This is a genomic window from [Clostridium] aminophilum DSM 10710, assembly GCF_000711825.1.
GTDB classification, from domain to species: Bacteria; Bacillota; Clostridia; order Lachnospirales; family Lachnospiraceae; genus Clostridium_R; species Clostridium_R aminophilum.
The window spans coordinates 23,272-46,027 of record NZ_JONJ01000017.1; the positions used below are offsets into that span (position 1 = coordinate 23,272).

A 22,756-nucleotide genomic window follows, 5' to 3' on the forward strand; every position below is an offset into this window, starting at 1 on the left:
TTCTATTCAGACTGGTTACAGAACGGTCACCACAACCTGGTTCGGGAGGCAGACGATCAGCTCGCCGCTCTGAGAGATCCAGCCGGTGTGGACGCAGACCTTGTCCGGACAGGTGGATTCCGTGATGGCCGCTTTTCCGTCCTTGATGATGAAATGGACGTGGCCGTTGATGCATTTGATCTCAAATTCCGTGTCCTGATCCAGCGGATAACGGCCGTAACGGGAACCGTCCACCTGAACCTCCACCGTTTTGGTTTCCTTCTTCTGAAACGCACCGGTTCCGAAACCGTAGACCGTCCAGGAGAGGGCGGAGATGAGAAGAACGGCGGCAAGCAAAAGAAGCGTGTTTTTTTTCTGTCGGTTCATCTTCATTTCTTTTCCTCCGGAAGGTCTACCTGCTCGACAAGATCCTTTGCGCCGTCCGTGTAGTGAACGACATAGTCATCGGTCAGGAAATATCCGTAAACTCCGTCCATCCGGTTGATGAGTTCCATTCCGCGCTCCAGCCCCATGGAAAAGCAGGTGGTGCTGAGGGCGTCGCCGTCGACGGAACGGTCGGAGACGATGGTCACATTGATCAGACCGTTGTCGTACGGATATCCGGACTTCGGATTCAGAATGTGGTGATAGTTTTTGCCGTCCACAAAGAAATTCCGTTCATATACGCCGGAGGAAACGACCGACTGATCTTTGATCCGCAGCGCGGCAAAGGTCTCACTCCGGTCCGCGAACGGTTTCTGGAGGCCGATCTTAAACGGATCGTTTCCTTTCTGACCGATGCAGAGGACATTTCCTCCTAGGTTGATGATGGCACTTCCCACACCCTGTGCGGTCAGATCATCTTTCAGCCGGTCGGCAATATATCCCTTGGCGATGGAACCGAGATCGATGGTCGTATCCGGCGACAGGAATGTGAGATGATTTCCCTCCAGACGGATGTTACGGTAATCCACTTTGGATACGGCTTCCCGGATCTCCCCGTCAGCCGGAAGATCCTTTCGGCCGCCGGAGAAATTCCACAGGGAAGACAGCGGTTCAACGGTCACATCATAGTCGCCGTCGGAAACCTCCGAGTAACGAATCGCCTCCGCAAGGAGATCCGCCGTGTCGTCGGAGAGATCAAATTCGGTCTGATCCGCGGTCCGGTGATTCAGGCGGTAAACCTCGCTGGTCTCGATCGTGGTGGAAAAAATGTCTTCGTAGTGTTTGATCTTCCGGAAGCAGTTTTTGAGGATTTCCTCGTCCTCCGAGTCATAGAGCGTCACCGTGACAAAGGTGTCCAGCATGAACTGCGAGCTGCTGATCGGTTCCTTCGGCGCGGAAGAACAGCCGGAGAGCGCGGATACCGCAAGGATCAGCGCGGCAGCGGCGCCGATCAGAATACGCCGGTAAGCGGATGCGGAAGTCTGAAAGTTGACGTTCAAACCTTCTTTGGCGGACCGGATATGAGTTCCGGAAAAGAAAAAATGAAAAAATAATTGCAGAATCTTCATGATACTCCTGATAAAAATGCGGTTGATATTTCAGTGGGTTCCATTTATCATATGTCTGACAGAACCAATAGGCAATGAGGGATTTTGCCGCTCACAGGCCGTCTGATAATCCTATCATTTCAGTATAACAGGGTCAAGGAGAAAAGATGCGCAGATCTTCAACAGCAAAAGAAGTGGCGTTGTGCGGACTGATGATCGCTGCGGCATTTATATTCAGTTACGTAGAGTCAATGATACCGATCAATCTCGGTGTGCCGGGAGTAAAAGCAGGACTTGCGAATCTGGTTACGATCGTAAGTCTTTTCCTTTTGGGAGCAAAACGGACGGCTGCCATTACGCTGATCCGCGTGGCTCTGGTCGGTTTTACCTTTGGAAGTCTTTCGATGATGATGTACGGCATGGCCGGAGCAGTGCTTAGTTTTACGGTCATGGTGCTTCTCCGGAAAACCGATTTTCTCGGGATTGAGGGGATCAGTATCTCGGGCGGCATTGCACATAATGTCGGACAGCTGGCGGTGGCGGCGATGGTGCTGGAGAGCGGAAGGATTTTTTATTACCTTCCGATCCTTCTGATTGCGGGCGCGATTGCGGGACTTGTGATCGGTGTTGCGGGAGCGCTGATGATTGTCCGGCTCCGGCCGCTGATTGACAAAGACCGGATATCATAATATTATAAATACATATAGTATTAGTAGGATATATTCAAAACAATCAAAGGAGAATTCATATATGAAGATTTCGACGAAGGGAAGATATGCGCTTCGAATGCTGCTGGATCTGGCAGAGCATCGGAATGAAGGCTTTATCGCGCTGAAGGATATTGCGGAGCGACAGGATATTTCCAAAAAGTATCTGGAGCAGATCGTTCCGATTCTGAACAAGTCGGATATCCTGGTCTCCAACCGCGGATTTCAGGGCGGTTATCAGCTTGCGCAGGAACCGGACCGGATCACGGTGGGGGAGATCCTGCGTCTGACCGAGGGAAGTCTTGCGCCGGTTGCGTGTCTGGCGACCAATGTGGTCAACTGTTCGAGAAGCGATTTCTGTGAGACGCTCCCGGTGTGGAAGGGTCTGAATGATGTGATCAATCAGTATCTGGACGGGATTACGCTGGCGGACATCGTCGACCAGTATCACAGCGCCGAAACCGATAATTATGTGATCTGATGCGGAAAATACCAAAAAAAGAGTGAAAATCATCGGAATCCGGACCGGAAAACAGGGGAAGGATTCCAATACGGGCGATGAATACAGTGTCCGATGTAAGGGCAACAATATAGAAAACGGTGATGAGTTTTCGGAAATTCCAATGCGATTCCGGAAGTTCATCACCGTTTTTTGACTATGTTATCGTGATAAAGCCGGTTTCGGATTCGGAATTCTGTCAGAATGCTGAACGGAAGTCAGTGAATCGAGATTCAGCGCCTCAGGATTCAGCGGACCGGGACTCGGCGGACTGGGATTCGGCGCCTCATGATTCAGCGGACTGGGAGTCAACGAACCCGGATTCGGCGGAACGGTATTTTGCCGGGACATGAAAATGCGCAGGCACCGCTTTTTGCGGCGTCTGCGCGTGAGCAAAGTGTATCCTGTTTCTTATGCCTCAAAGAGAGGAGTGGAAAGATAACGGTCACCGGTGTCCGGAAGAAGAGCGACAATGGTCTTACCCTTATTTTCCGGTCTCTTTGCAAGCTCGGCAGCGGCAAAGAGTGCGGCACCGGATGAGATGCCGACCAGAATTCCCTCGGTGTGCGCGATGTCCTTTCCGGCAGCGAAAGCATCGTCATTTTCAACCGGAATGATCTCATCATAGATTTCGGTATCCAGCGTGTCCGGAACAAATCCGGCACCGATTCCCTGAATCTTGTGCGGACCTGCGGTGCCTTGGGAGAGAACCGGAGAACCGGCCGGCTCAACCGCAACGATCTTCACGTTCGGATTCTGCTCTTTAAGGTACTTTCCGGTTCCGGAGATGGTACCGCCGGTTCCGACGCCGGCAACAAAGATATCCACGGCGCCGTCGGTATCCTTCCAGATTTCCGGTCCGGTGGTGTCATAATGCGCCTGCGGATTGGCCGGGTTGGTGAACTGGCCCGGAATGAAGCTGTTCGGTGTCGCTGCGGCAAGTTCTTCCGCCTTGGCGATGGCACCCTTCATGCCCTTGGAACCGTCGGTCAGCACGAGTTCTGCGCCGTAAGCCTTGAGGAGAGCTCTCCGCTCCACACTCATGGTCTCCGGCATGGTGATGATGAGGCGGTAGCCCTTGGCAGCTGCGACAGCAGCGAGGCCGATGCCGGTATTGCCGCTGGTCGGCTCGATGATAACAGAGCCTTCTTTCAGAACTCCGCGCTTTTCCGCATCTTCGATCAGCGCCTTGCCGATACGGTCCTTCACGCTTCCGGCCGGGTTGAAGTATTCCAGCTTGACCAGAAGTTTTGCGTTCAGTTCATGAGAAGCCTCAAAGTTCTTCAGTTCTACGAGCGGTGTATTTCCGACAAGTTCTGTGATGCTATTGTAAATCGCCATGGTCAGGTCCTCCTTGAAAAGATAGATGAAACAATCAATACACTTAAAACATATTGGTTTACTTGGCATTATAATACCGTCGGTTTTATAATTTGTCAACAGGGAAATTGTGCCGGAGCGGAAAGTGTGGTAAACTGAATCCGTTCTGAACAGAAAAGGGGTACGTACACATGGTGACAAGAGAACTCACTCTTCGTAATCCGGACGGGCTCCATATTCACCCGTCACGCATGCTGGTGGAACTGGTGAAGAGCCATCGGTGCAGCTGCAGGATGGAATTCAAAGGAAGAGATGTCCGCATGGACTGCGTGGTATCGCTGGTATCGCAGGATATCCGCTGCGGAGATCCGTTTCTTCTGATCTGCGACGGTGACGACGAGATGGAAGCGCTGGAATCGATTACGGAGGCCGTGGAAAGCGGTTTGGGTGATCGAATCGACGTTCTGTCGATGTAACAGACAATTAAAGAAATTGCAGAGTAGAAATGAAGGCGCAAAGTGCCGAACGGACGGGGAGTTGCCGTTCGGACGAAGATGCCGGCCATGGTTCCGATTCAAGGGGAAAATGCGGTAAACGTGTTGGATCCCGTTTTTCCGGGGGAAGGAGATCCCGGAGGATGGAGCGGAACGGCGAAGAGAGCATCGCGACCTTGATTTCGCATCCCGCTGCTTACAGGAGAAACCTCCTCATGCGGCGGCTGTCGTTTTTGAAGGAGGTTTTTCTTATGAAAAAAACGTTTGCAGCCTATCGTTTATCCTTGAAAGAGTTTCGAAGGGTCCGGGTCATCACGGCGACGGCCATGCTGATGGCCGCTTCGATTGTCCTCGGATATTTTACGCTGGACATCGGACCGTATCTGAAGATCGGTTTCAGCACACTGGTCAATCAGATCGTCGCTCTGTTGTTCGGCCCCGTTGTCGGTGCGGTCTATAACGGACTGCTGGATGTCATCAAATATTTCATCAAGCCGACCGGGCCGTTCTTCCCGGGATTTACGGTATCGGCGATGATTTCGGGACTGATCTATGGGACGGTGTTTTACCGGAAAAAGATTTCGTTTCGAAGGATTCTGGCTGCGGAATTCGCCGTATGTCTTCTGGTAAATGTGCTTCTCGGGACATATTGGCTTTCGCTGCTCTACGGAAAAGGTTTTCTCGCCCTTCTTCCGATGCGGGCGCTGAAGAATCTGATTCAGTGCCCGGTCAATGCGGTTCTGTTCCGGCTGCTTGCCGGACGGATGGAGGCGCTTGGCCTGTTCCGTACGTTCCGAGGTGAGGAGACAGGTGCCAGGGCGTAAGAGGCCGGAATACGGATCCGGAGTTCTGGCAGCGGGATCCGGGAGAACGGGAGTGGTTAAAATCCGGGATTCGGGAAAACGGGAGCTGCTGAAATCCGGAATTCAGAAAATCGGGAGCTGCTGAAATCCGGAATTCAGAAAATCGGGAGTTGCTGAAATCCGGGAATCGGAAAACCGGGAGCTGCTGAAATCCGGGGATCGGGAAAATTTGTGATGCGGGAAGATTTGTGCTACAATAATAGAATTGATTTAAAGACAGATAATACAGAGAGGATTATTTATGGCAGATAAGTATAATGAACACGGCAGAAAAATCCCGCAGCCGGATCCGAAGAATTTCCTGGCACCCCTTGCACCGGAGAGTTCGGTCAAGAAGGTAATCGGAATTGTCAGCGGAAAGGGCGGTGTCGGAAAATCTCTCGTGACATCCCTGATGGCATGCAAGATGAGACAGCGCGGATACAATGTGGGCATTCTGGATGCGGATATCACCGGACCGTCGATTCCGAAGAGTTTCGGAATCACGGGACAGCTGACGGTTGCAAATGAGAAACTTCTGGTTCCGAGAGAGTCGGAGACCGGAATTCACATCATTTCCGCCAATCTGGTTCTGGAGAAGGAGACCGAACCGGTGATCTGGAGAGGACCGGTCGTTTCCGGCGTGATCAAACAGTTCTGGAGCGAGGCGCTCTGGCAGGATATTGACTACATGTTTGTCGATATGCCGCCGGGCACGGGCGACGTTCCGCTGACGGTATTCCAGTCACTTCCGCTTGCGGGAATCATCATTGTGACTTCGCCGCAGGAACTGGTATCCATGATCGTCGCAAAAGCAGTCAATATGGCAAAGAAGATGAATGTTCCGATCCTCGGTGTGGTGGAGAACATGAGCTATCTGGAGTGTCCGCACTGCGGAGAAAAGATTCCGGTATTCGGTGAGAGCCATCTGGATGAGACCGCAGCGGAGTACGGTGTGAACATTCTGGCAAGAATGCCGATGAACGTGGAAACCGCGAAGATGGTCGATCAGGGTAAAGTGGAATACGTGGAGGCACCGTGGCTGGACAATGCCGCGGACTGCGTAGAAAAAGCTTGATACGGAGATAATCAGAATGAATGCGAATCCGAATCCGAATGGAGAACTCAGCCAGATTGCGATCAATGCGCCGGCCGAGTTTGAGGTTCCGGAGCTGCTTGCCGATCATCCGCAGCAGTTCCGTGAGAGTATGATGCGATATACATGTGCGATCCGGGAGGTAAAGACCAAACTGGAGGTTCTCAACGATGATCTGTCGGTGCGAAATTCCAGAAACCCGATCGAAATGATGAAGACCCGCGTAAAGAAACCGGAAAGCATCATCGAGAAGCTTCAGCGCCGGGGACTTCCGGTTACGATTGAATCGATGGAACGGAATCTGGACGATGTGGCGGGCGTCCGCGTGGTGTGCTCATTTATCGACGATATCTATGATATCAGCCGTATGCTGGCACATCAGGATGACATTAAGGTTATTGCGGTGAAGGATTATATCCGGTCTCCGAAGGAGAACGGATATCGAAGCTATCACATGATCGTGGAGATCCCGGTCTTTTTTGCGGACCGGAAGCGTGATATGCGTGTGGAAGTGCAGATTCGTACAATCGCGATGGATTTCTGGGCAAGTCTGGAGCATCAGCTGAAATACAAGAAGCAGATGTCACCGGAGGATGCGCAGGAAATGGAAAATGATCTTCGGGAATGCGCCGAGACCATTGCCCAGACGGACTGGAGAATGGTGGATATCCGTCGCAAGATCGAAGACAAGGGGATTCTGTGAGAATCCCCCTGAATGATCAGAAAAGATACATCGACAGGGTTTCCGTGACGCGGAACCCTGTTTTTTTATACAGATTGACCGCCGGTTCCGCGTCTTCCTCCACATGAAGCCAGAGGTGATCCACATGGCGGGACGCAAGATCGCGGAGAACCATGCGGAGCGCGGTTTCGCCGAGGTGCTTTCCGCGAAGCTTCGGCCTTACCTCAAAATTGAAGAAGCAGGCTCCCGTGCCCTGCGGAGTGAGATCTGCCCGGCAGAAGGCAGCGTCCGGAACGATGACGGGACCTTTCAGCGCAAACTGATAGAAGAGCTGGGAGGGTTCTTCCCGGGAAACGGTCATAAAGAGCGGCGGAACCTCATAATCCGTCGGATCCGACATGAATTTTTGCGGTGCCGGAAGATTCAGATCCATGCGGAACGAATCCGCAAGCTTCTCCGGATTGAGAGATTCCACGGCAAGCCGGGTGATGCGGTCGTCCGGACGGACACAGAAAAAGAAGTTTGTGTCGTTATACTCCGGATGGGAATACAGCTCGTCGATCATGGCGGAGAACAGACCGCGGCGCCGGTGTTCCGGGGATGTCATCATTTTTATCTCACAGGAGTCCGGATCAAGGCGGTACAGACCGAGCGCGGCGATAATCTCGTCATCTTCGGAGCCAAAGAAAAAAAGGCATTCCGGAACTTCCTTCGGCCAGGGAAGCATATCGGGATCTTCCGTATGGCAGATCTGACAGAGCCATTCCAGCGCTTTGAGTTCTTTGCGCGTGGCGGAAAATTCGGCGCGGGTTTTGAGAGAATAGACGGTATCGGACATAGGGACTCCTTTCTGCTGCCTGCGGATTTTGCTTTCTGAATATGAGTATAACACGCAGCGGCGCATCCTCATAGTTTTGGTTGAGTAAGGATATTTGACGTGATAGAATATCATCGAGGAGAATCTGCGGTTTTGTACCCGGAAGACCGGGATGAGATGACGGTGAGCGGGACGGAACGCAGGCTGGTTAGTGGAGTTATGATGAATCTGTATGAAGCGATCGGGGTTCGGAGATCTGTTCGTAAGTATCGCAGAAAGATGATCACCGACAGTATGCGGGAGAGAATCCTGCGGTATTTTGATGAGACTCTTCGCCTGGATGATACGATCCCGGTGGAAGCCGAGATTCTGGACAATACGGAACGCAATGCTCCGGTTCGCGGTCTGATCCGGACAGAGGCACCGTACTTTCTGGCGGTCTGGTCCGGAGAAAAGGAGGGATATGCCGAGAATGCCGGCTATATCCTCGAACAGGTTGCGCTTTATCTGGAGTGCCACGGACTCGGGAGCTGTTTTTTCGGCCTGCTTCATCCGGTGATGAAAGACCGCGGCGGAAAAAGATTCGTCATGCTTCTCGGATTCGGGTATCCCGAAGGAAGACTGACCAGAGACAGTCTCCGGGCAGATCGAATTCCTCTCAGAAAACTCTGTCTTTTTCGAAATGATCCGCCGGACCCTGTCCGGAAGGTTCTTCTCGCGGCAAGACTTGCCCCGTCAGCCCTCAATTTCCAGCCATGGAGATTTGCGGTGAACGGGAGCTGCGTCCATATTCTGGAAGAAAACAATCTGGAGACAAAACTTGTCGGAAAGACCATGACGGAAGTCAGTATGGGAATCATGCTTGCGCATATGATGATCGCAGCGGATGAAATGTGGCTTTCCATGGACATGAAAAAAGACGAAGCGTCCGCGCTTCGCCTGGATCTCCGCGGACTGAAGATGAAGAATCTCCGGTATGTCCGGACGATTCTCTTCCGGCAGGAGGAAGAGAGACTGCCGGAGGAAAATGCGCCGGATAAACAGATACCGGAAGAAAAGCCGGCAGAGGAAAGAATTCCGGATAAACAGATGCCGGAAGAAAAGCCGGCGGAGGAAAAGACGCCGGGGAAAAACGAAGATATATAATTGCAGGAAAGGATGTACATTATGATCCAGAAACTTATGCAGAGAATTGCCGAGACGAAAGCACCGATCTGTGTCGGACTTGATCCGATGCTCAGCTATATCCCGGAGCATATTCTGAAGGCGGCATTTGAGCAGTACGGAGAGACGCCGGAAGGCGCTGCAGAGGCAGTATGGCAGTACAACAAAGCCATCGTGGATGCGGTCTGTGACCTGATCCCGTCCGTAAAGCCGCAGATCGCGATGTATGAGCAGTTCGGCATCCACGGTCTGATGGCATATGAGAAAACCGTCAACTACTGCAGGGAAAAAGGACTGATCGTCATCGGCGATATCAAGAGAGGCGATATCGGTTCCACCTCGACCGCATACGCCATCGGTCACCTCGGCGAAGTCAAGATCGGATCGAAGGCATACCGTGGATTTGACACGGATTTTGTGACTGTCAATCCGTATCTCGGCACCGACGGTGTGAAGCCGTTTGTCGATGTCTGCAATGAATATGACAGAGGTATATTTGTTCTGGTCAAGACATCCAACCCGTCCAGCGGCGAGTTCCAGGACCGACTGATCGACGGAAGACCGTTATATGAGCATGTGGCCGAGAAGGTCAACGAGTGGGGCGAGTCCTCCATGGACGGAGATTACAGCAACGTCGGCGCGGTAGTCGGCGCAACCTATCCGGAGATGATCCGTGATCTTCGGAAAATGATGCCGAAAACATGCTTCCTGGTTCCGGGTTACGGTGCACAGGGCGGCACGGCAGAAGATCTGAAATACTGCTTCGACAAGGACGGCCTCGGTGCCGTGGTCAATTCCTCCAGAGGAATTATCACCGCGTACAAGAAGGAGCAGTATGCATCTTTCGGAGCGGAGCATTTTGCGGACGCATCCAGACAGGCAGTCATCGACATGATTTCGGATATTCAGGGGGTTCTGTAATGGCAAAAGTCAGAGAAACCGGAACCGTGATCCGTCAGGAGATGCTCACACCCGGAATGTTCAGTATGTGGATCCGCACAAAAGCCGGAAAAGATTCGGTTCCGGGACAGTTTGCGGCTCTGTATTCCAAAGACAGCGCAAGACTTCTTCCGCGGCCTTTCGGCATCTGTGATGTCGCAGAGGACGGGGAGAGCCTCCGGATCGTCTATCGTGTGGCCGGCGCGGGAACGGAAGAGTTTTCCCGCTATCAGTCGGGAGATTCCGTGGAGATTATGGGACCGCTCGGCAACGGCTTTCCGCTTTCGGAGAAAAAAGCACTGGTAATTGCCGGCGGAAGCGGCGTTCCGCCGATTCTGAACCTCGCAAAGCATTATCCGGGCAGCTGCACGGCAGTTCTCGGATACCGCGACCGGAATGCATTTCTGGCAGATGATTTCAAGGGATTTTCCGACGTTTATCTCGCGACGGAGGACGGCAGCCTTGGAACAAAGGGCAATGTCCTCGATGCCATTCGCGAAAACGGACTGACGGCAGACGTGATCTACGCCTGCGGGCCGACTCCGATGCTTCGCGCGCTGAAGGCATACGCGAAAGAAAAGGGAATTCCGTGCTACATTTCCCTGGAAGAAAAGATGGCCTGCGGAATCGGCGCCTGTCTCGCCTGTGTCTGCAGGACAAAGGAGATTGACGGACACAGCAATGTCCATAACACGAGAATCTGCGCGGACGGACCGGTATTTGACGCCGAGGAGGTAGAGTTATGAGAAATCTTTCGGTAGAGCTTGCCGGTGTGACGCTGAAAAATCCGGTTATGACCGCATCGGGAACCTTCGGCTCCGGAGCCGAGTTCAGTGAATTTGTCGATCTGAACAGGCTCGGCGCGGTAGTGACAAAGGGCGTGGCGGCCGTTCCGTGGCCGGGAAATCCGACCCCTCGCATCGCTGAAGTATACGGCGGAATGCTGAATGCGATCGGCCTTCAGAACCCTGGATATGATGTCTTTGCCAAACGCGATATCCCGTTCCTCAGACAGTTTGACACGAAGATCATCGTGAATGTCTGCGGACACACGGAGGAGGAATACCTCGAAGTGGTGGAAAAGCTTTCCGACGCGCCGGTGGATATGCTCGAAATCAACATTTCCTGCCCGAATGTCAAGGCGGGCGGAATCACCTTCGGTACCGTTCCGCATGTGGCGGAGGATATCACAAAGAAGATCAAGAAAATCGCGAAGCAGCCGGTGATTATGAAGCTGACGCCCAATGTCACCGACATCCGTGAGATGGCTAAAGCGGTGGAGGCAGGCGGCGCCGATGCGGTGTCTCTGATCAACACGCTGACCGGTATGAAGATCGACATCAACCGCAGAACCTTTGCCCTGGCGAATAAGACCGGAGGAATGTCCGGCCCGGCGATCAAGCCGGTGGCGGTGCGGATGGTCTACGAGACCGCTCAGACAGTAAAGATTCCGATCATTGGAATGGGCGGAATTATGAATGCGGACGACGCGATCGAGTTCATTCTGGCCGGCGCGACAGCCGTATCCGTCGGAACCGCGAATTTCCACGATCCGAAGACCACCGAAAAGATCGTTGCCGGAATCGAGGCATATATGGAAAAATATGATGTACAGGATATTCGGGAACTGATCGGTGCTGTTCAAGAGTAAATGACAGAGAGCATGCGGCAGAAAGCAGGCCGCTGAAATAGGCGGCAGGAGTAAGCGGCAGAAAGCAGGCCGCTGAAATAGGCAGCAGGAGTAAGCGGCAGAAAGCAGGCAACTGAAATAAACATCCGGGTATTAACAGGAAGGAAGAGCAATGGATAACTACAAAGAGCAGTTTATTGAATTTATGGTCGAGAGCAATGTTCTGAAATTCGGTGATTTCACGCTGAAGAGCGGCAGAAAGTCCCCGTTCTTCATGAACGCCGGCGCTTATGTTACCGGTTCGCAGCTGATGAAGCTCGGCGAATTCTATGCGAAAGCCATTCACGATACCTACGGTCTGGATTTTGATGTTCTGTTCGGGCCGGCCTACAAGGGCATCCCGCTTTCGGTTGCCACTGCGATGGCGATCAGCAGACTCTACGGAAAAGACGTCCGTTACTGTTCCAACCGCAAGGAAGTGAAGGATCACGGCGATACCGGCATTCTTCTCGGAAGCAAGCTTCAGGACGGAGACCGCGTGGTTATCATCGAGGATGTCACCACCTCCGGAAAATCCATCGAGGAGACCTTCCCGATCATCACCGGACAGGCGAAGATTGAGGTCAAGGGACTGATTGTTTCTCTGAACCGCATGGAGCGCGGCAAGGGAACGAAATGTGCGCTGGATGAGATCAAAGATCTCTACGGTTTCCCGACTGCGGCGATCGTTACCATGAAGGATGTGGTGGGTCGGCTCTACAACCGTGAGTGCATGGGCAAAGTTGTGATCGACGATACCATGAAGGCAGCAATTGACCGTTACTATGAGCAGTATGGCGCGGAAGCGTAATCCAAACGAATCAGAAAGGAATGATATTCATGGATAAGATGGAAAAAGTATATAAGACGATGGAAGGCGCAGGCATCACCGGCATTGTCGTCGGTTCGATCGTAATCGCAGTCGGCGTGACCTGCGGCATTCTCTCCATTATCAGCGGATCCCTGCTTCTCAAGAGAAAGAAGCATATCACATTCTGAGTATGATCAAGAAAAGAGAACTACACCAGAGGATCAGCTGGGCACTGTTTTTTGCCTATCTGATCCTTCTGGTGTATATCATGTTTTTCTCGGACGCGCTTGGTCGGGGGCCGCACGAGGATTATTCCTATAATCTTGTTCCGCTGCGGGAAATCCGACGGTTCTATGAGTACAGGAAAACACTCGGCTTCAGCGCATTTTTCCTGAATACCTACGGCAATGTCATCTGCTTTCTGCCGTTTGGATTTATTCTGCCGATCATCACGAAAATCGGGGAAAGCTGTTTTACAACGGTTCTCTTAAGTTTTATGCTCAGCCTCTCCATTGAAACGACGCAGCTGGCCTTCAAGGTCGGCAGTTTTGATGTGGATGACATGATTCTGAATGTTCTCGGAGGACTGATCGGATATATCGCGGTATATATTCTGAAGATGCTGCTTGGCATTCGGAGAAGAGCGGCGGGCCGTAAGGAAAGGCGTGACAATGTTTAAAAAGAATACGCTACGGCGGGGAAGAGACAACCGGATCTCGTATATCCGCGTGAAGATGGCGGAGAACGGATATTTCAGTCTTGGGACCGCAGCGGCGGCGCTGGTATTCGCGGTGACCGGCATGACGGTCAGCGTGAAGAATCAGGGAAATACACCGGCCTGGGCGGTTTCTGTCTGTTTCACGAGTCTGGTATTTTCCGTGGCTGCCCTGTTCTGGGGCTGGCGCGCGCTGAAGGAAAAAGACAAGAATTATATTATGGCAAAAATCGGCATCGCAGTGGGCGGTGTGCTGGCGATTTTCTGGATTCTGCTCAGCCTTGTGGGACTGAGACTGTAGAAAAAAGGGCCGGAAGAAGAATGGCCGGAAAGAGACCGGCTGAAAGAAGAACGGCCGGAAAGAGACTGGCTGAAAGAAGAACGGCCGGAAAGAGATCGGCTGAAAGAAGAACGGCCGGAAAGAGATCGGCTGAAAGAAGATCGGCCGGAAAGAGAATGGCCGGAAGAAGAACGGGAAAGGACAGAATGAGAAAAAGATTTTACGATTTGATTCGCGAGGACAATGAAGCCGTACAGGAGAGAGAGCAGCTCGCTGCGGGACGAATCCGTGAGATTGCAGAGCAGGAACATTTTCCGGGAAATGAGACCCGGGGGAGTCTCTTCCGGCGGACCGCGGAGCTTCTTCTGATGGCAGAACAGATTGCAGACCGGACGGCTTCCGGAGAAATTGAGACCATGCCGGAAGCGGAGCTGGCGGAGTGGAACCGGAGATTATACGAGGATATTCTGCCGGAGAACTACGACGTCAGTATGGCCAATCCGGACTATACGCAGAAGGTGTTCGGTGAGGAACTCGGGAAAGAGATGGCGTTCTTTGCGGCGGAGATGCGGAGTGCAATTCCGTACGCGTTTGAGAACCGCCGTATGGATCTGACCATCCTGATGGAGCTCTTTATTGAAGTCTGCAATTCTGTCATGGATCCGGAGAGCGGGATCACGGACGAAAAGCGGATTTCAAACGTCCGGAATATCTTTTATTATTTTGAGTTTGACTACTGTGACCGTTTTGTGCCGGAACGCCTCCGGGAGACGTTGGACCCGGATGCGGATTTTGCAAAGAAGATCATCATGGAGAGCGATCTGAACGATCTGTCTTATCTCTACCGGTTCGGAGAATATGTCTCGGAGACGGAGATCGAGACCGCGAAGTACCTGAATTCCCTGCCGGAAGAAAAGGTGCGCCGGATGGCGGATTACTGGTCGGACGGCTTCGCGAGAGGATTTGAAGTATCCCATCGCTCCTTTAAAGAAAAGAAGACCGTCATGCTCCGGTGGCATCTGGGATTCGAGCGGATCGTCCGCTATGCGGTGGAAAATTTCCGGGCCCTCGGCCTGGAACCGATCATCCCGAGAGCGTCCTTCGGATCCATGAACCGGGCGGCTTCGGGAACGAACGGCTTTTACGGCACGCCGGCAAACCGCCAGTATATGTACGATCACCGGTCGGATGACGCGGAGTGGCTGGATAAGGCGGTGAAAGAGCGAAAGCTGGAAGTGATGCGGGGAGCCTATGAAGAGCTGAAGGATCTTGCAGCCGTCTATGCCGGACCGGCCGTGATGGAGACCTTCGGTGAGGACGGATTTGATCCGGTCATTAAAGAAAGCGCATGGACATACAGCGAACGGCAGAAAAAACTGCGGACCCGCAGCGCCAGCGAAGTCCGGATGCTGCAGAATCAGTTCATTCCGGAGGAAACCACCAGCTTTACCATCATCGCCTGGCCGATCCCGGAGATCGGAAAAGACCGCGGCGGCTTGGAGTTTTACAGCAGAGTTTTCGACGAGACCATCGCGATCAACACGCTGAATCATGAACTCTACCGTGGCGTTCAGCAGAAAATCATCGACTGCCTCGACGAGGCGTCCTACGTTCTGGTAAAGGGCAAAGACGGCAATGAGACGGATCTTAGGATCGAACTTCACCCGCTGGCAGACCGCAAAACACAGTCCGGTTTTGAGAACTGTCTGGCGGACGTCAACATTCCTCTGGGAGAAGTCTTCACCTCGCCGGTCCTGAAGGGGACCTCCGGCCTTCTTCACGTCGGAAAGGTGTACATCGACGAGTTCCAGTTCCGGGATCTCCGGATCCGTGTGGAGGACGGAAAAGCCGTGGAATATTCCTGCGGGAATTTTGAGACGGAGAAAGAGGGACATGACCTTGTGGAGCGCGTGATCATGAAGGATCACGATGTGCTTCCGATGGGAGAATTCGCTATCGGAACCAACACGACAGCCTACGCCGTGTCCGTAAAATACGGCATTGAGGACAAGTTCCCGATCCTCATCGCGGAGAAGACGGGACCGCATTTTGCCTTCGGCGATACCTGCTACAGTTACATGGAAGATGTGAAAGTCCTGAATCCGGACGGCAGGGAAATGATCGCGAAGGACAATGAGATCTCCTCGCTTCGCACATCCGAACCGGAAAAAGCATATTTCGGCTGCCATACAGATATTACGCTTCCGTATCCGGAACTCGGCCTTCTCACCGCGGTCCGCGCGGACGGGACAAAGACCGATATCCTACGGGACGGAAGATTTGTGCTCCCGGGAACAGAACTCCTGAATGAGGCGCTGGATCAGCTGAAGTGAGCATGGAAGAAATGGATAAGAAAACACGAAATGAAGCGATCGATGAGCTTACGCTTGCCCTTATATATCTGACAAGATTCTCAGATGGAGCGGATCAGCGTTGCTCCGGATCTGTTCTATGTTGCGATAGAAAAAGAAAGCGGGAAGATGGCGGGATTTCTTGACGGCATTGCAACGGATGAGATGGTTTTTCGGGATGAATTCTTTACGGATGCATCCCTGCATAACCCGAAGGGGCGGAATATCATGCTGTTGGGACTGGATGTGCTGCCGGAATTCCGAAAGATTGGCCTGGCAAGAGAAATCGTATGGAATTATTGCCGCAGGGAGGAAAAAAAGGAAAGGAAGCGGCTGGTTCTTACCTGCAACGAAAAAAGGTAAAAATGTACCGGAAGTTCGGTTTCCGTGATCTTGGAGAATCCGCATCCGAATGGGGCGGCGAAAAATGGCATGAGATGGATATTTTCCTGAATTGGTGATGTTCGGAATGTCTCAAAATTTATCATACAGGTATTTCCCATAACGGCGGACGTAGGGGAAATACCTGTTTTTCTTTCATAGGAAATTTCTCTGAAATTCCCTATGAAAGAAAAATGCTCCGCGAGGATGGGGGAGCCGAAGTCCGCTTGCGGACTTTATTCCGAGTGGAAAGACAGGAAATCGTATAGCAGGATTATCAGAAGGAACAGACCGAGACATATTAAGACATACAAAACATAAAACGAATAGAAAGATATAAAAGCCATATATTACATATAATACATAAAATGAGGTAGAATACAGATTTGACAGAAATGCAGATTTTGCGATATGTTTCATAGTGAGGGAAATGACATCAAACTATCTGAAAAATAGGCTTCATAATAGAGTAAATGCCCACCATACGCAAGGAAACTGCCTAGCATTCCTCTTTGCCCATTTCGATAGTAGAACCCCGGCAAATCCAGAGGGAGAACATATATCGGAAATAGCGGATACATATTTTTGCATAGATATTTCCACGTCCATTTGGGGGAAAGAAATGAGCGAAATCAACCACATCAAACTTGACATCATAGAATAACACTCCTATTTTTTTTAAAAACGCCTCAAAACGAGGCGCTTTTCACTATACTCGTCCGCATGGACTGTATATATGCTGTGATTTCCGGAGAAATGAAGGGATCGCGTATGCCCACTATACCATAATGATATAAGTCCTTTAATAAAGCTCGATAGTTCTGAGATTTGATGTACGCCGTTTAACCATTTCTCTCAATAAAAAAGATAGGATTCTTCGCTTTCGTATCCGGCATCCGCTACGATTTCCCGGTATTTGAATGACAAATGTTGTTCCATATCTTTAAGAAATGGAATCAGCGTACGGACATCGGTTGGATGTGAACTCAGGATTTCAAGTTTGATGGTTTTGCAAAAACGCTAACGTTAAACGTGAAGCTTTTGCTGATTTTGAAAATTATCACGCGGCGCAAATGCAACGCAAAAAAATACGTTGCATTTGCGCCGCTTTTATCATAATATAAAGTTGCGATGAGTAGAGGGGGGATTATTTAATGAAGGAAACAAGAACACTGGAATATAAATCAGAAGTGACGAATTCGTTTTTAAAAACAGTGAGTGCTTTTTCTAATTTTGGGACTGGAAAAATATTGTTTGGAGTTGCCGATGATGGAGCGATTCTTGGTATAAATGATCCGGAACAGAAATGTCTCGACATTGAAAACAAAATCAATGATTCAATTTCGCCTAAGCCGGATTATGCCCTTTCAATTAATCGATTAAATAATGTTATAACGTTAGAAGTAAATGAGGGAAGATATAAGCCATATTTTTACAAAGGAAAAGCATATCGAAGAAGTGATACTGCTTCTGTTGAGGTTGATCAGATTGAATTAAAGCGTCTTACGCTTGAGGGAAACAACTTATACTTTGAATCTTTGGCTAATGATGCTAAGGATATAACTTTTGATGAGCTTGAGAAAAGTCTTATTGATAAGTTAGGAGTAACAGAAGTTAATGACGATACGCTTAGGACTTTAGGTTTATATACAAAAGAGGGGCGGCTGAATAATGCAGCTTCACTATTAGCCGATAAAAATGATTTTTCCGGAATTGATGTTGCACGTTTTGGTAACTCTATTGATGAAATACTCGATCGAGAAAGTTTTATTCATATGTCGGTAATCACGCAGTATGATAAGGCTCTTGCTATGTATAGAAGATACTATCAATATGAGCAGATTAAAGGTGCTGATAGAGTTTTAATTGAAAAGGTTCCTGAAAAAGCATTTCGTGAGGCAGTTGCAAATGCATTAGTGCATAGAACATGGGATATAAATGCAAATATTAGAATATCGATGTATGACGATAGGATCGAGATTGCTTCACCAGGTGGATTGCCAAGTGGAATTAGCGAGGATGAATATTTGCATGGTAATATTTCGACATTAAGAAATCCTGTATTAGGAAACATTTTCTTTAGATTACATTATATTGAAATGTTTGGCACCGGAATAAAGCGAATTGTGGATGCATACAAAGATTGCCCAATAAAGCCGCGATTCGAAATAAAAGATAATTCAATTACGGTCACGCTTCCTGTATTATCTGCAACAATGTCGGTTACATCAGATGAAAATAAATTGATAGAGTTGTTGAACCGTGAAATGCGTTATAGTAGCAGTGAAATAGCAGAAAAACTTAATTGGAGTAAAGACAAAACTGTTAGAAATTTGAATAATCTGATGGATGCCGGCTATGTTATAAAATATGGAACTGGTAGGGGCACGAAATATTCAAAAAAGTAAATGCTGACTCGAATCTCCTGCCTGTGCGTGATCGCAGGGACAGGAGATTTTTTCTTTTGAGCGTGACATTCTGTGTCATGCATTATCGATACATAGGACAGAGACGTAAACAATTGCTATATTGATTCGAATTATGACAAATCATGACAAATTATGAATAGTTATGAAAGGGGACATTCTATGAAATGAGATCATGAGAACTATTGCTGTAGTAAAAATATCGTAAATGGAAAAGAATCCCCGATTATAGTATAATTTAACGGGTTTATTATGAATACTTTAAGGAGATAAAAATATCATGAAAATATTATCGGTGGGAATTCCGTGCTACAACTCGGCAGAGTACATGAGACATTGTATCGAATCCCTCCTGCCGGCAGGAGACGAGATTGAGATCCTGATCGTGGACGACGGTTCACAGAAGGACAACACGCTGGAGATTGCGCAGGAGTATGAGAGAAATTATCCGGGAATCTGCCGTGCGATTCATCAGGAAAACGGCGGACACGGAGAGGCCGTCAACACGGGACTGAAGAACGCGACCGGCGTATTCTACAAGGTTGTGGACAGCGATGACTGGGTTGATCACGATTCGCTGATGAAGGTGATGGATACGCTTCGCCGCTTCGTGCAGCAGAATCAGACACTGGATATGCTGATCTGCAATTTCGTCTACGAGAAGCAGGGCGCGGCCCGCAAGAAGGTTATGAATTACCGCTCCGCCTTCCCGATCGAGCAGCTCTTTACCTGGGAAGACGTCAAGCATTTCCATCTGGGACAGTATATCCTGATGCATTCGGTGATCTACCGCGTGCAGATGCTGCGCGAGGCTGAACTGGAGCTTCCGAAGCACACCTTCTATGTCGACAATATTTTCGTATATCAGCCGCTTCCGCATGTGAAGAGCATGTACTATCTGGATGTCAATTTCTACCGCTATTTCATCGGCCGTGATGATCAGTCCGTCAATGAGCAGGTCATGATCGGAAGAATTGACCAGCAGTATCTGGTAACCCGGCTGATGATGAGTTATTACGATGTCACAAAGGTTCAGCCGGCGAAACTCCGGAATTACATGACCCGTTATCTGGAGATCATGATGACGGTGTGCTCGATTCTGGCGATCCGCTCCGGCACTCCGGAGAACCTTCAGAAGAAAAAAGAACTGTGGCAGGAACTCCGGGAGAAAAATCTGCGCCTGTGGCTCCGCCTCCGTTGGGGATTTCTTGGACAGGGAATGAATATTCCGGGAAAGAGCGGCCGCAAAGTGTCGTCTGCGGCGTACAAAATCGCACAAAAATTCTACGGTTTTAACTAAAATTGCTTTTTGGCATTAAAGCGTTAGAATTTCTGTTTTCTTTTTCCATAAATCGTGGTAATATATGTGTTAAATCATGCAACAGCGTATTTAATAAAATTCATTACCTTTCAATTAAGGGGGAAAAGTATGAACAGTCTGAAGAACGCTTTATGCGGAATGGCCGACCGTTACAACAGTGTGAGCCTGATTGTCAGGATCGCCTGCGGACTGGTGATCGGCGCAATTCTCGCACTGGTATTTCCGAACGCATCCTGGATTTCCGAGTTCGGTACCATTTTCGTCGGCGCGCTGAAAGCGATCGCACCGGTACTGGTGTTTGTGATCGTGGCAGGTGCACTGGCGCAGGGATCATCCAAACTGGACAGAAGATTCGGGACCGTGATTTTGCTGTATCTTCTGACCACGTTTATGGCATCGGTGCTCTCGGTTTTTACGAGTGTGCTTTTTCCGGTGAAAATTGTTCTCGGCGATGCGGCAGAGTCGGAAGTGATTCCGCAGGGACTCGGTGAGGTTCTGGATACGCTTCTTCGCAACATTGTGGCAAACCCGATCGGTTCCATCGTGAACGGAAATTATATCGGAATTCTGCTCTGGGCATGCCTCTTCGGCTTTGCGATGAAGGGCATCGGCTCGCAGACAACGAAACAGTTTATGTTGGATGTCTCGGACGCGATATCGCAGATTGTCCGCTGGGTCATCAACATGGCGCCGTTCGGTATTATGGGTCTGGTGTACACCAATGTAGCCGAGAACGGTCTGGCAATCTTTACGCAGTACGGAAAACTGCTGATTCTTCTGGTGGGCACCATGCTTCTGATGGCGCTGGTTGTCTCTCCGCTGGTGGCCTTTGTCTTTATCGGAAGAAATCCGTATCCGCTGGTATTCCGGTGTCTGAAAGAGTCCGGTATCACGGCATTTTTTACCAGAAGTTCGGCAGCGAACATTCCGGTCAATATGGCACTGTGTGATCAGCTCGGTCTGGACAAGGACTTCTATTCTGTGTCCATCCCGCTGGGGGCGACGATCAACATGGACGGTGCGGCGATCACCATCACGATCATGACCCTTGCTACCTGCAATACACTCGGAATGCAGGTATCCATTCCGGCGGCCATCCTGCTCTCGCTGATGAGTGCGCTGGGTGCCTGCGGCGCTTCCGGTGTGGCCGGCGGATCGCTTCTGCTGATCCCGATGGCTTGCTCCCTGTTCGGTATCTCCAATGATATCGCGATGCAGGTGGTCGGCGTCGGATTCATCATCGGCGTGATTCAGGACTCTGTGGAGACGGCGCTGAATTCTTCCGGTGACTGCATGTTTACTGCCATCGCGGAGTTTCACGAGTGGATCAAGGAAGGAAAAGAACTTCCGGATTTCATGGGTTCTTCGAAAAAGTAAGAGGATGTTCCGGAGAAAAATCGGACAGATTCAGAACTGTTATGGTTCGGTGATATGAGAAAGAATTGAAAAAGCTGAGGTTCCCGGTCGGGGCCTCAGCTTTTCTCTTTTTTCATAGGAAATTTCTCCGAAATTCCCTATAAAAAAACGCTCCGCGAGGATGCGCACGCCGCTGTAAGGCAGCTCAGTTCTTGATCAGTGAATGAACATGGCGTCTCCGAAGGAGAAGAAGCGGTAGCGCTCGGCGATGGCTTCTTTGTACGCGTTCAGGATATGCTCTCTTCCGGCGAGCGCGGATACCAGCATCACGAGAGTGGACTGCGGAAGATGGAAGTTGGTAATCAGGCAGTCCAGAATCTTGAATTTGTATCCCGGATAGATGAAGATGCTCGTCCAGCTGCTCTTTGCATGGAGAATGCCGTTTTCATCCGCTGCGGATTCCAATGTGCGGCAGCTTGTCGTGCCGACGCAGATGATGCGTCCGCCGGCTTTCTTGACCGCGTTCACGGTGTCCGCCGCCTCCTGAGAGACGATGTAGAACTCAGAGTGCATCTGGTGCTCTTCGATGGTGTCCACCTTGACCGGGCGGAAGGTTCCGAGACCGACGTGAAGAGTGACATGGACAATCTTTACGCCCTTGTCTTCAATCCGCTGAAGAAGTTCTTTGGTAAAATGGAGTCCTGCAGTCGGAGCGGCAGCACTTCCCTCGTGTTCCGCATAGACCGTCTGATAGCGGTTTTTGTCTTTCAGCTGATGGGTGATGTACGGCGGCAGCGGCATCTGGCCGAGCTGATCCAGAATCTCCTCAAAGATTCCCTCATATTGGAACTGGATCAGGCGGTTGCCGTCCTCGATGACATCCACAACGGTTCCCTTCAGAAGACCGTCACCAAATGAGATCACGGTGCCCGGCTTACATTTCTTCCCCGGTTTTACCAGCGTCTCCCAGATGTCGTCTTTTTTACGGGTGAGAAGGAGAACCTCGATGTGGGCGCCGGTGTCTTCCTTTACACCGTGGAGACGCGCCGGGATAACCTTGGTGTCGTTGATGACCAGTGCATCGCCCGGATTCAGATAATCGATGATGTCATGGAAAATTTTGTGCTCGGTTTTTCCGGTATCCTTATCCAGAACCAGAAGACGGGAAGAAGCGCGGTCTTCCAGCGGATCCTGTGCGATCAGTTCCTGGGGAAGATCGTAATCAAAATCTTTAACGTTCATGATTTGCCTTTCTGTCAATGTATCATGTGTCGGGGAACATCCCTGATATTTCCCCTGACGCAAATGCCTTCGGCGGATCTTGGCATCCGCTGCGGTAAAAACAGTGTTTGAGCGGTTTCCGTACCGGTTTGACACCGGTTGGATTTGCAAATGAATATTATACCGTATTTTA

Annotated in this window: 24 protein-coding genes and 1 riboswitch; of the genes, 19 read left to right on the forward strand and 5 right to left on the reverse strand. The window is 50.5% G+C overall.

Translation table 11 applies throughout. From position 1 onward, the window contains the following. Positions 1-15: 15 nt before the first annotated feature. Positions 16-372: a NusG domain II-containing protein gene (locus BR86_RS0111885; protein ID WP_031474185.1), complete on the reverse strand. Its 357-nt coding sequence runs from the start codon at positions 370-372 to the stop codon at positions 16-18. Continuing rightward, a complete protein-coding gene (locus BR86_RS0111890; RefSeq protein WP_038288682.1) occupies positions 369-1,382 on the reverse strand; it encodes an FAD:protein FMN transferase in 1,014 nt (337 codons plus the stop codon). Before BR86_RS0111890 ends, BR86_RS0111885 begins: the two co-directional genes overlap by 4 nt. 257 nt (positions 1,383-1,639) lie before the next feature. Between BR86_RS0111890 and BR86_RS0111895 the strand changes: the two genes are divergently transcribed. Both BR86_RS0111895 and BR86_RS0111900 read left to right on the forward strand, forming a co-directional pair. Then, positions 1,640-2,161, forward strand: coding sequence for a Gx transporter family protein (locus BR86_RS0111895; RefSeq protein WP_038288665.1), 522 nt, complete (start codon positions 1,640-1,642; stop codon positions 2,159-2,161). 61 nt (positions 2,162-2,222) lie between these two features. Continuing rightward, complete coding sequence (locus BR86_RS0111900) at positions 2,223-2,660, forward strand: RrF2 family transcriptional regulator (RefSeq protein WP_031474191.1); 438 nt, start codon at positions 2,223-2,225, stop codon at positions 2,658-2,660. A 429-nt stretch (positions 2,661-3,089) separates the two neighbouring features. On the opposite strand, the gene cysK is transcribed toward BR86_RS0111900, so the two are convergent. Further along, positions 3,090-4,019: a cysteine synthase A gene (gene cysK / locus BR86_RS0111915; protein ID WP_031474195.1), complete on the reverse strand. Its 930-nt coding sequence runs from the start codon at positions 4,017-4,019 to the stop codon at positions 3,090-3,092. A 170-nt stretch (positions 4,020-4,189) separates the two neighbouring features. Between cysK and BR86_RS0111920 the strand changes: the two genes are divergently transcribed. From BR86_RS0111920 to BR86_RS0111940, 4 genes are all read left to right on the forward strand, one after another. After that, positions 4,190-4,474 carry an HPr family phosphocarrier protein gene (locus BR86_RS0111920; RefSeq protein WP_031474197.1) on the forward strand — a complete coding sequence of 95 codons (285 nt, stop codon included), beginning with the start codon at positions 4,190-4,192 and terminating at the stop codon, positions 4,472-4,474. Between the two features lie 17 nt (positions 4,475-4,491). Then, positions 4,492-4,612: riboswitch (THF riboswitch) on the forward strand. A gap of 131 nt (positions 4,613-4,743) precedes the next feature. Beyond that, entirely contained in the window at positions 4,744-5,316 is a 573-nt protein-coding gene (locus BR86_RS0111925; protein WP_031474199.1) for a folate family ECF transporter S component, read from the forward strand. Positions 5,317-5,596: 280 nt separating this feature from the next. Next, entirely contained in the window at positions 5,597-6,412 is an 816-nt protein-coding gene (locus BR86_RS0111935) for an Mrp/NBP35 family ATP-binding protein (protein WP_031474201.1), read from the forward strand. 16 nt (positions 6,413-6,428) lie between these two features. Beyond that, a complete protein-coding gene (locus tag BR86_RS0111940) occupies positions 6,429-7,133 on the forward strand; it encodes a GTP pyrophosphokinase (RefSeq protein WP_031474203.1) in 705 nt (234 codons plus the stop codon). Positions 7,134-7,149: 16 nt separating this feature from the next. Here BR86_RS0111940 and BR86_RS0111945 read toward each other — a convergent pair whose 3' ends face one another. Further along, complete coding sequence (locus tag BR86_RS0111945; protein WP_031474205.1) at positions 7,150-7,950, reverse strand: GNAT family N-acetyltransferase; 801 nt, start codon at positions 7,948-7,950, stop codon at positions 7,150-7,152. A gap of 132 nt (positions 7,951-8,082) precedes the next feature. Between BR86_RS0111945 and BR86_RS0111950 the strand changes: the two genes are divergently transcribed. The 13 genes from BR86_RS0111950 to sstT all read left to right on the forward strand — a co-directional run bounded on the left by BR86_RS0111950 (position 8,083) and on the right by sstT (position 21,363). Continuing rightward, a complete protein-coding gene (locus tag BR86_RS0111950) occupies positions 8,083-9,075 on the forward strand; it encodes a nitroreductase family protein (RefSeq protein ID WP_051684790.1) in 993 nt (330 codons plus the stop codon). 21 nt (positions 9,076-9,096) lie between these two features. Beyond that, entirely contained in the window at positions 9,097-10,014 is a 918-nt protein-coding gene (gene pyrF / locus BR86_RS0111955) for an orotidine-5'-phosphate decarboxylase (RefSeq protein ID WP_031474209.1), read from the forward strand. Further along, positions 10,014-10,778, forward strand: a complete 765-nt coding sequence (locus BR86_RS0111960) for a dihydroorotate dehydrogenase electron transfer subunit (RefSeq protein ID WP_031474211.1) — start codon at positions 10,014-10,016, stop codon at positions 10,776-10,778. The genes pyrF and BR86_RS0111960 overlap by 1 nt, the downstream gene beginning before the upstream one ends. After that, on the forward strand, positions 10,775-11,683 hold the full coding sequence (locus BR86_RS0111965; RefSeq protein WP_031474213.1) for a dihydroorotate dehydrogenase: 909 nt from the start codon (positions 10,775-10,777) through the stop codon (positions 11,681-11,683). Before BR86_RS0111960 ends, BR86_RS0111965 begins: the two co-directional genes overlap by 4 nt. A gap of 151 nt (positions 11,684-11,834) precedes the next feature. Continuing rightward, positions 11,835-12,512 carry an orotate phosphoribosyltransferase gene (gene pyrE / locus BR86_RS0111970; RefSeq protein WP_031474215.1) on the forward strand — a complete coding sequence of 226 codons (678 nt, stop codon included), beginning with the start codon at positions 11,835-11,837 and terminating at the stop codon, positions 12,510-12,512. Between the two features lie 29 nt (positions 12,513-12,541). Next, positions 12,542-12,700: a hypothetical protein gene (locus BR86_RS16160; RefSeq protein ID WP_169738157.1), complete on the forward strand. Its 159-nt coding sequence runs from the start codon at positions 12,542-12,544 to the stop codon at positions 12,698-12,700. A 2-nt stretch (positions 12,701-12,702) separates the two neighbouring features. After that, a complete protein-coding gene (locus BR86_RS0111980; protein ID WP_038288668.1) occupies positions 12,703-13,191 on the forward strand; it encodes a VanZ family protein in 489 nt (162 codons plus the stop codon). Beyond that, positions 13,184-13,528, forward strand: a complete 345-nt coding sequence (locus BR86_RS0111985) for a hypothetical protein (protein WP_051684791.1) — start codon at positions 13,184-13,186, stop codon at positions 13,526-13,528. Before BR86_RS0111980 ends, BR86_RS0111985 begins: the two co-directional genes overlap by 8 nt. Before the next feature lie 185 nt (positions 13,529-13,713). Next, positions 13,714-15,840 carry an aminopeptidase gene (locus BR86_RS0111990; RefSeq protein ID WP_031474221.1) on the forward strand — a complete coding sequence of 709 codons (2,127 nt, stop codon included), beginning with the start codon at positions 13,714-13,716 and terminating at the stop codon, positions 15,838-15,840. 84 nt (positions 15,841-15,924) lie between these two features. Continuing rightward, on the forward strand, positions 15,925-16,221 hold the full coding sequence (locus BR86_RS14795) for a GNAT family N-acetyltransferase (RefSeq protein WP_330372142.1): 297 nt from the start codon (positions 15,925-15,927) through the stop codon (positions 16,219-16,221). 1,172 nt (positions 16,222-17,393) lie between these two features. After that, positions 17,394-18,647, forward strand: coding sequence for an ATP-binding protein (locus tag BR86_RS0112000; RefSeq protein ID WP_031474223.1), 1,254 nt, complete (start codon positions 17,394-17,396; stop codon positions 18,645-18,647). Positions 18,648-18,945: 298 nt separating this feature from the next. Beyond that, positions 18,946-19,965, forward strand: a complete 1,020-nt coding sequence (locus BR86_RS0112005; protein ID WP_031474224.1) for a glycosyltransferase family 2 protein — start codon at positions 18,946-18,948, stop codon at positions 19,963-19,965. A 129-nt stretch (positions 19,966-20,094) separates the two neighbouring features. Next, the gene (gene sstT, locus BR86_RS0112010; RefSeq protein ID WP_031474226.1) at positions 20,095-21,363 is read left to right on the forward strand and encodes a serine/threonine transporter SstT; all 1,269 of its coding nucleotides are present in this window, start codon (positions 20,095-20,097) and stop codon (positions 21,361-21,363) included. 195 nt (positions 21,364-21,558) lie between these two features. Here the strand turns inward: sstT and queA are convergent, their stop codons facing one another. Beyond that, positions 21,559-22,584, reverse strand: a complete 1,026-nt coding sequence (gene queA, locus BR86_RS0112015; RefSeq protein WP_031474228.1) for a tRNA preQ1(34) S-adenosylmethionine ribosyltransferase-isomerase QueA — start codon at positions 22,582-22,584, stop codon at positions 21,559-21,561. Between the last annotated feature and the right edge of the window lie 172 nt (positions 22,585-22,756).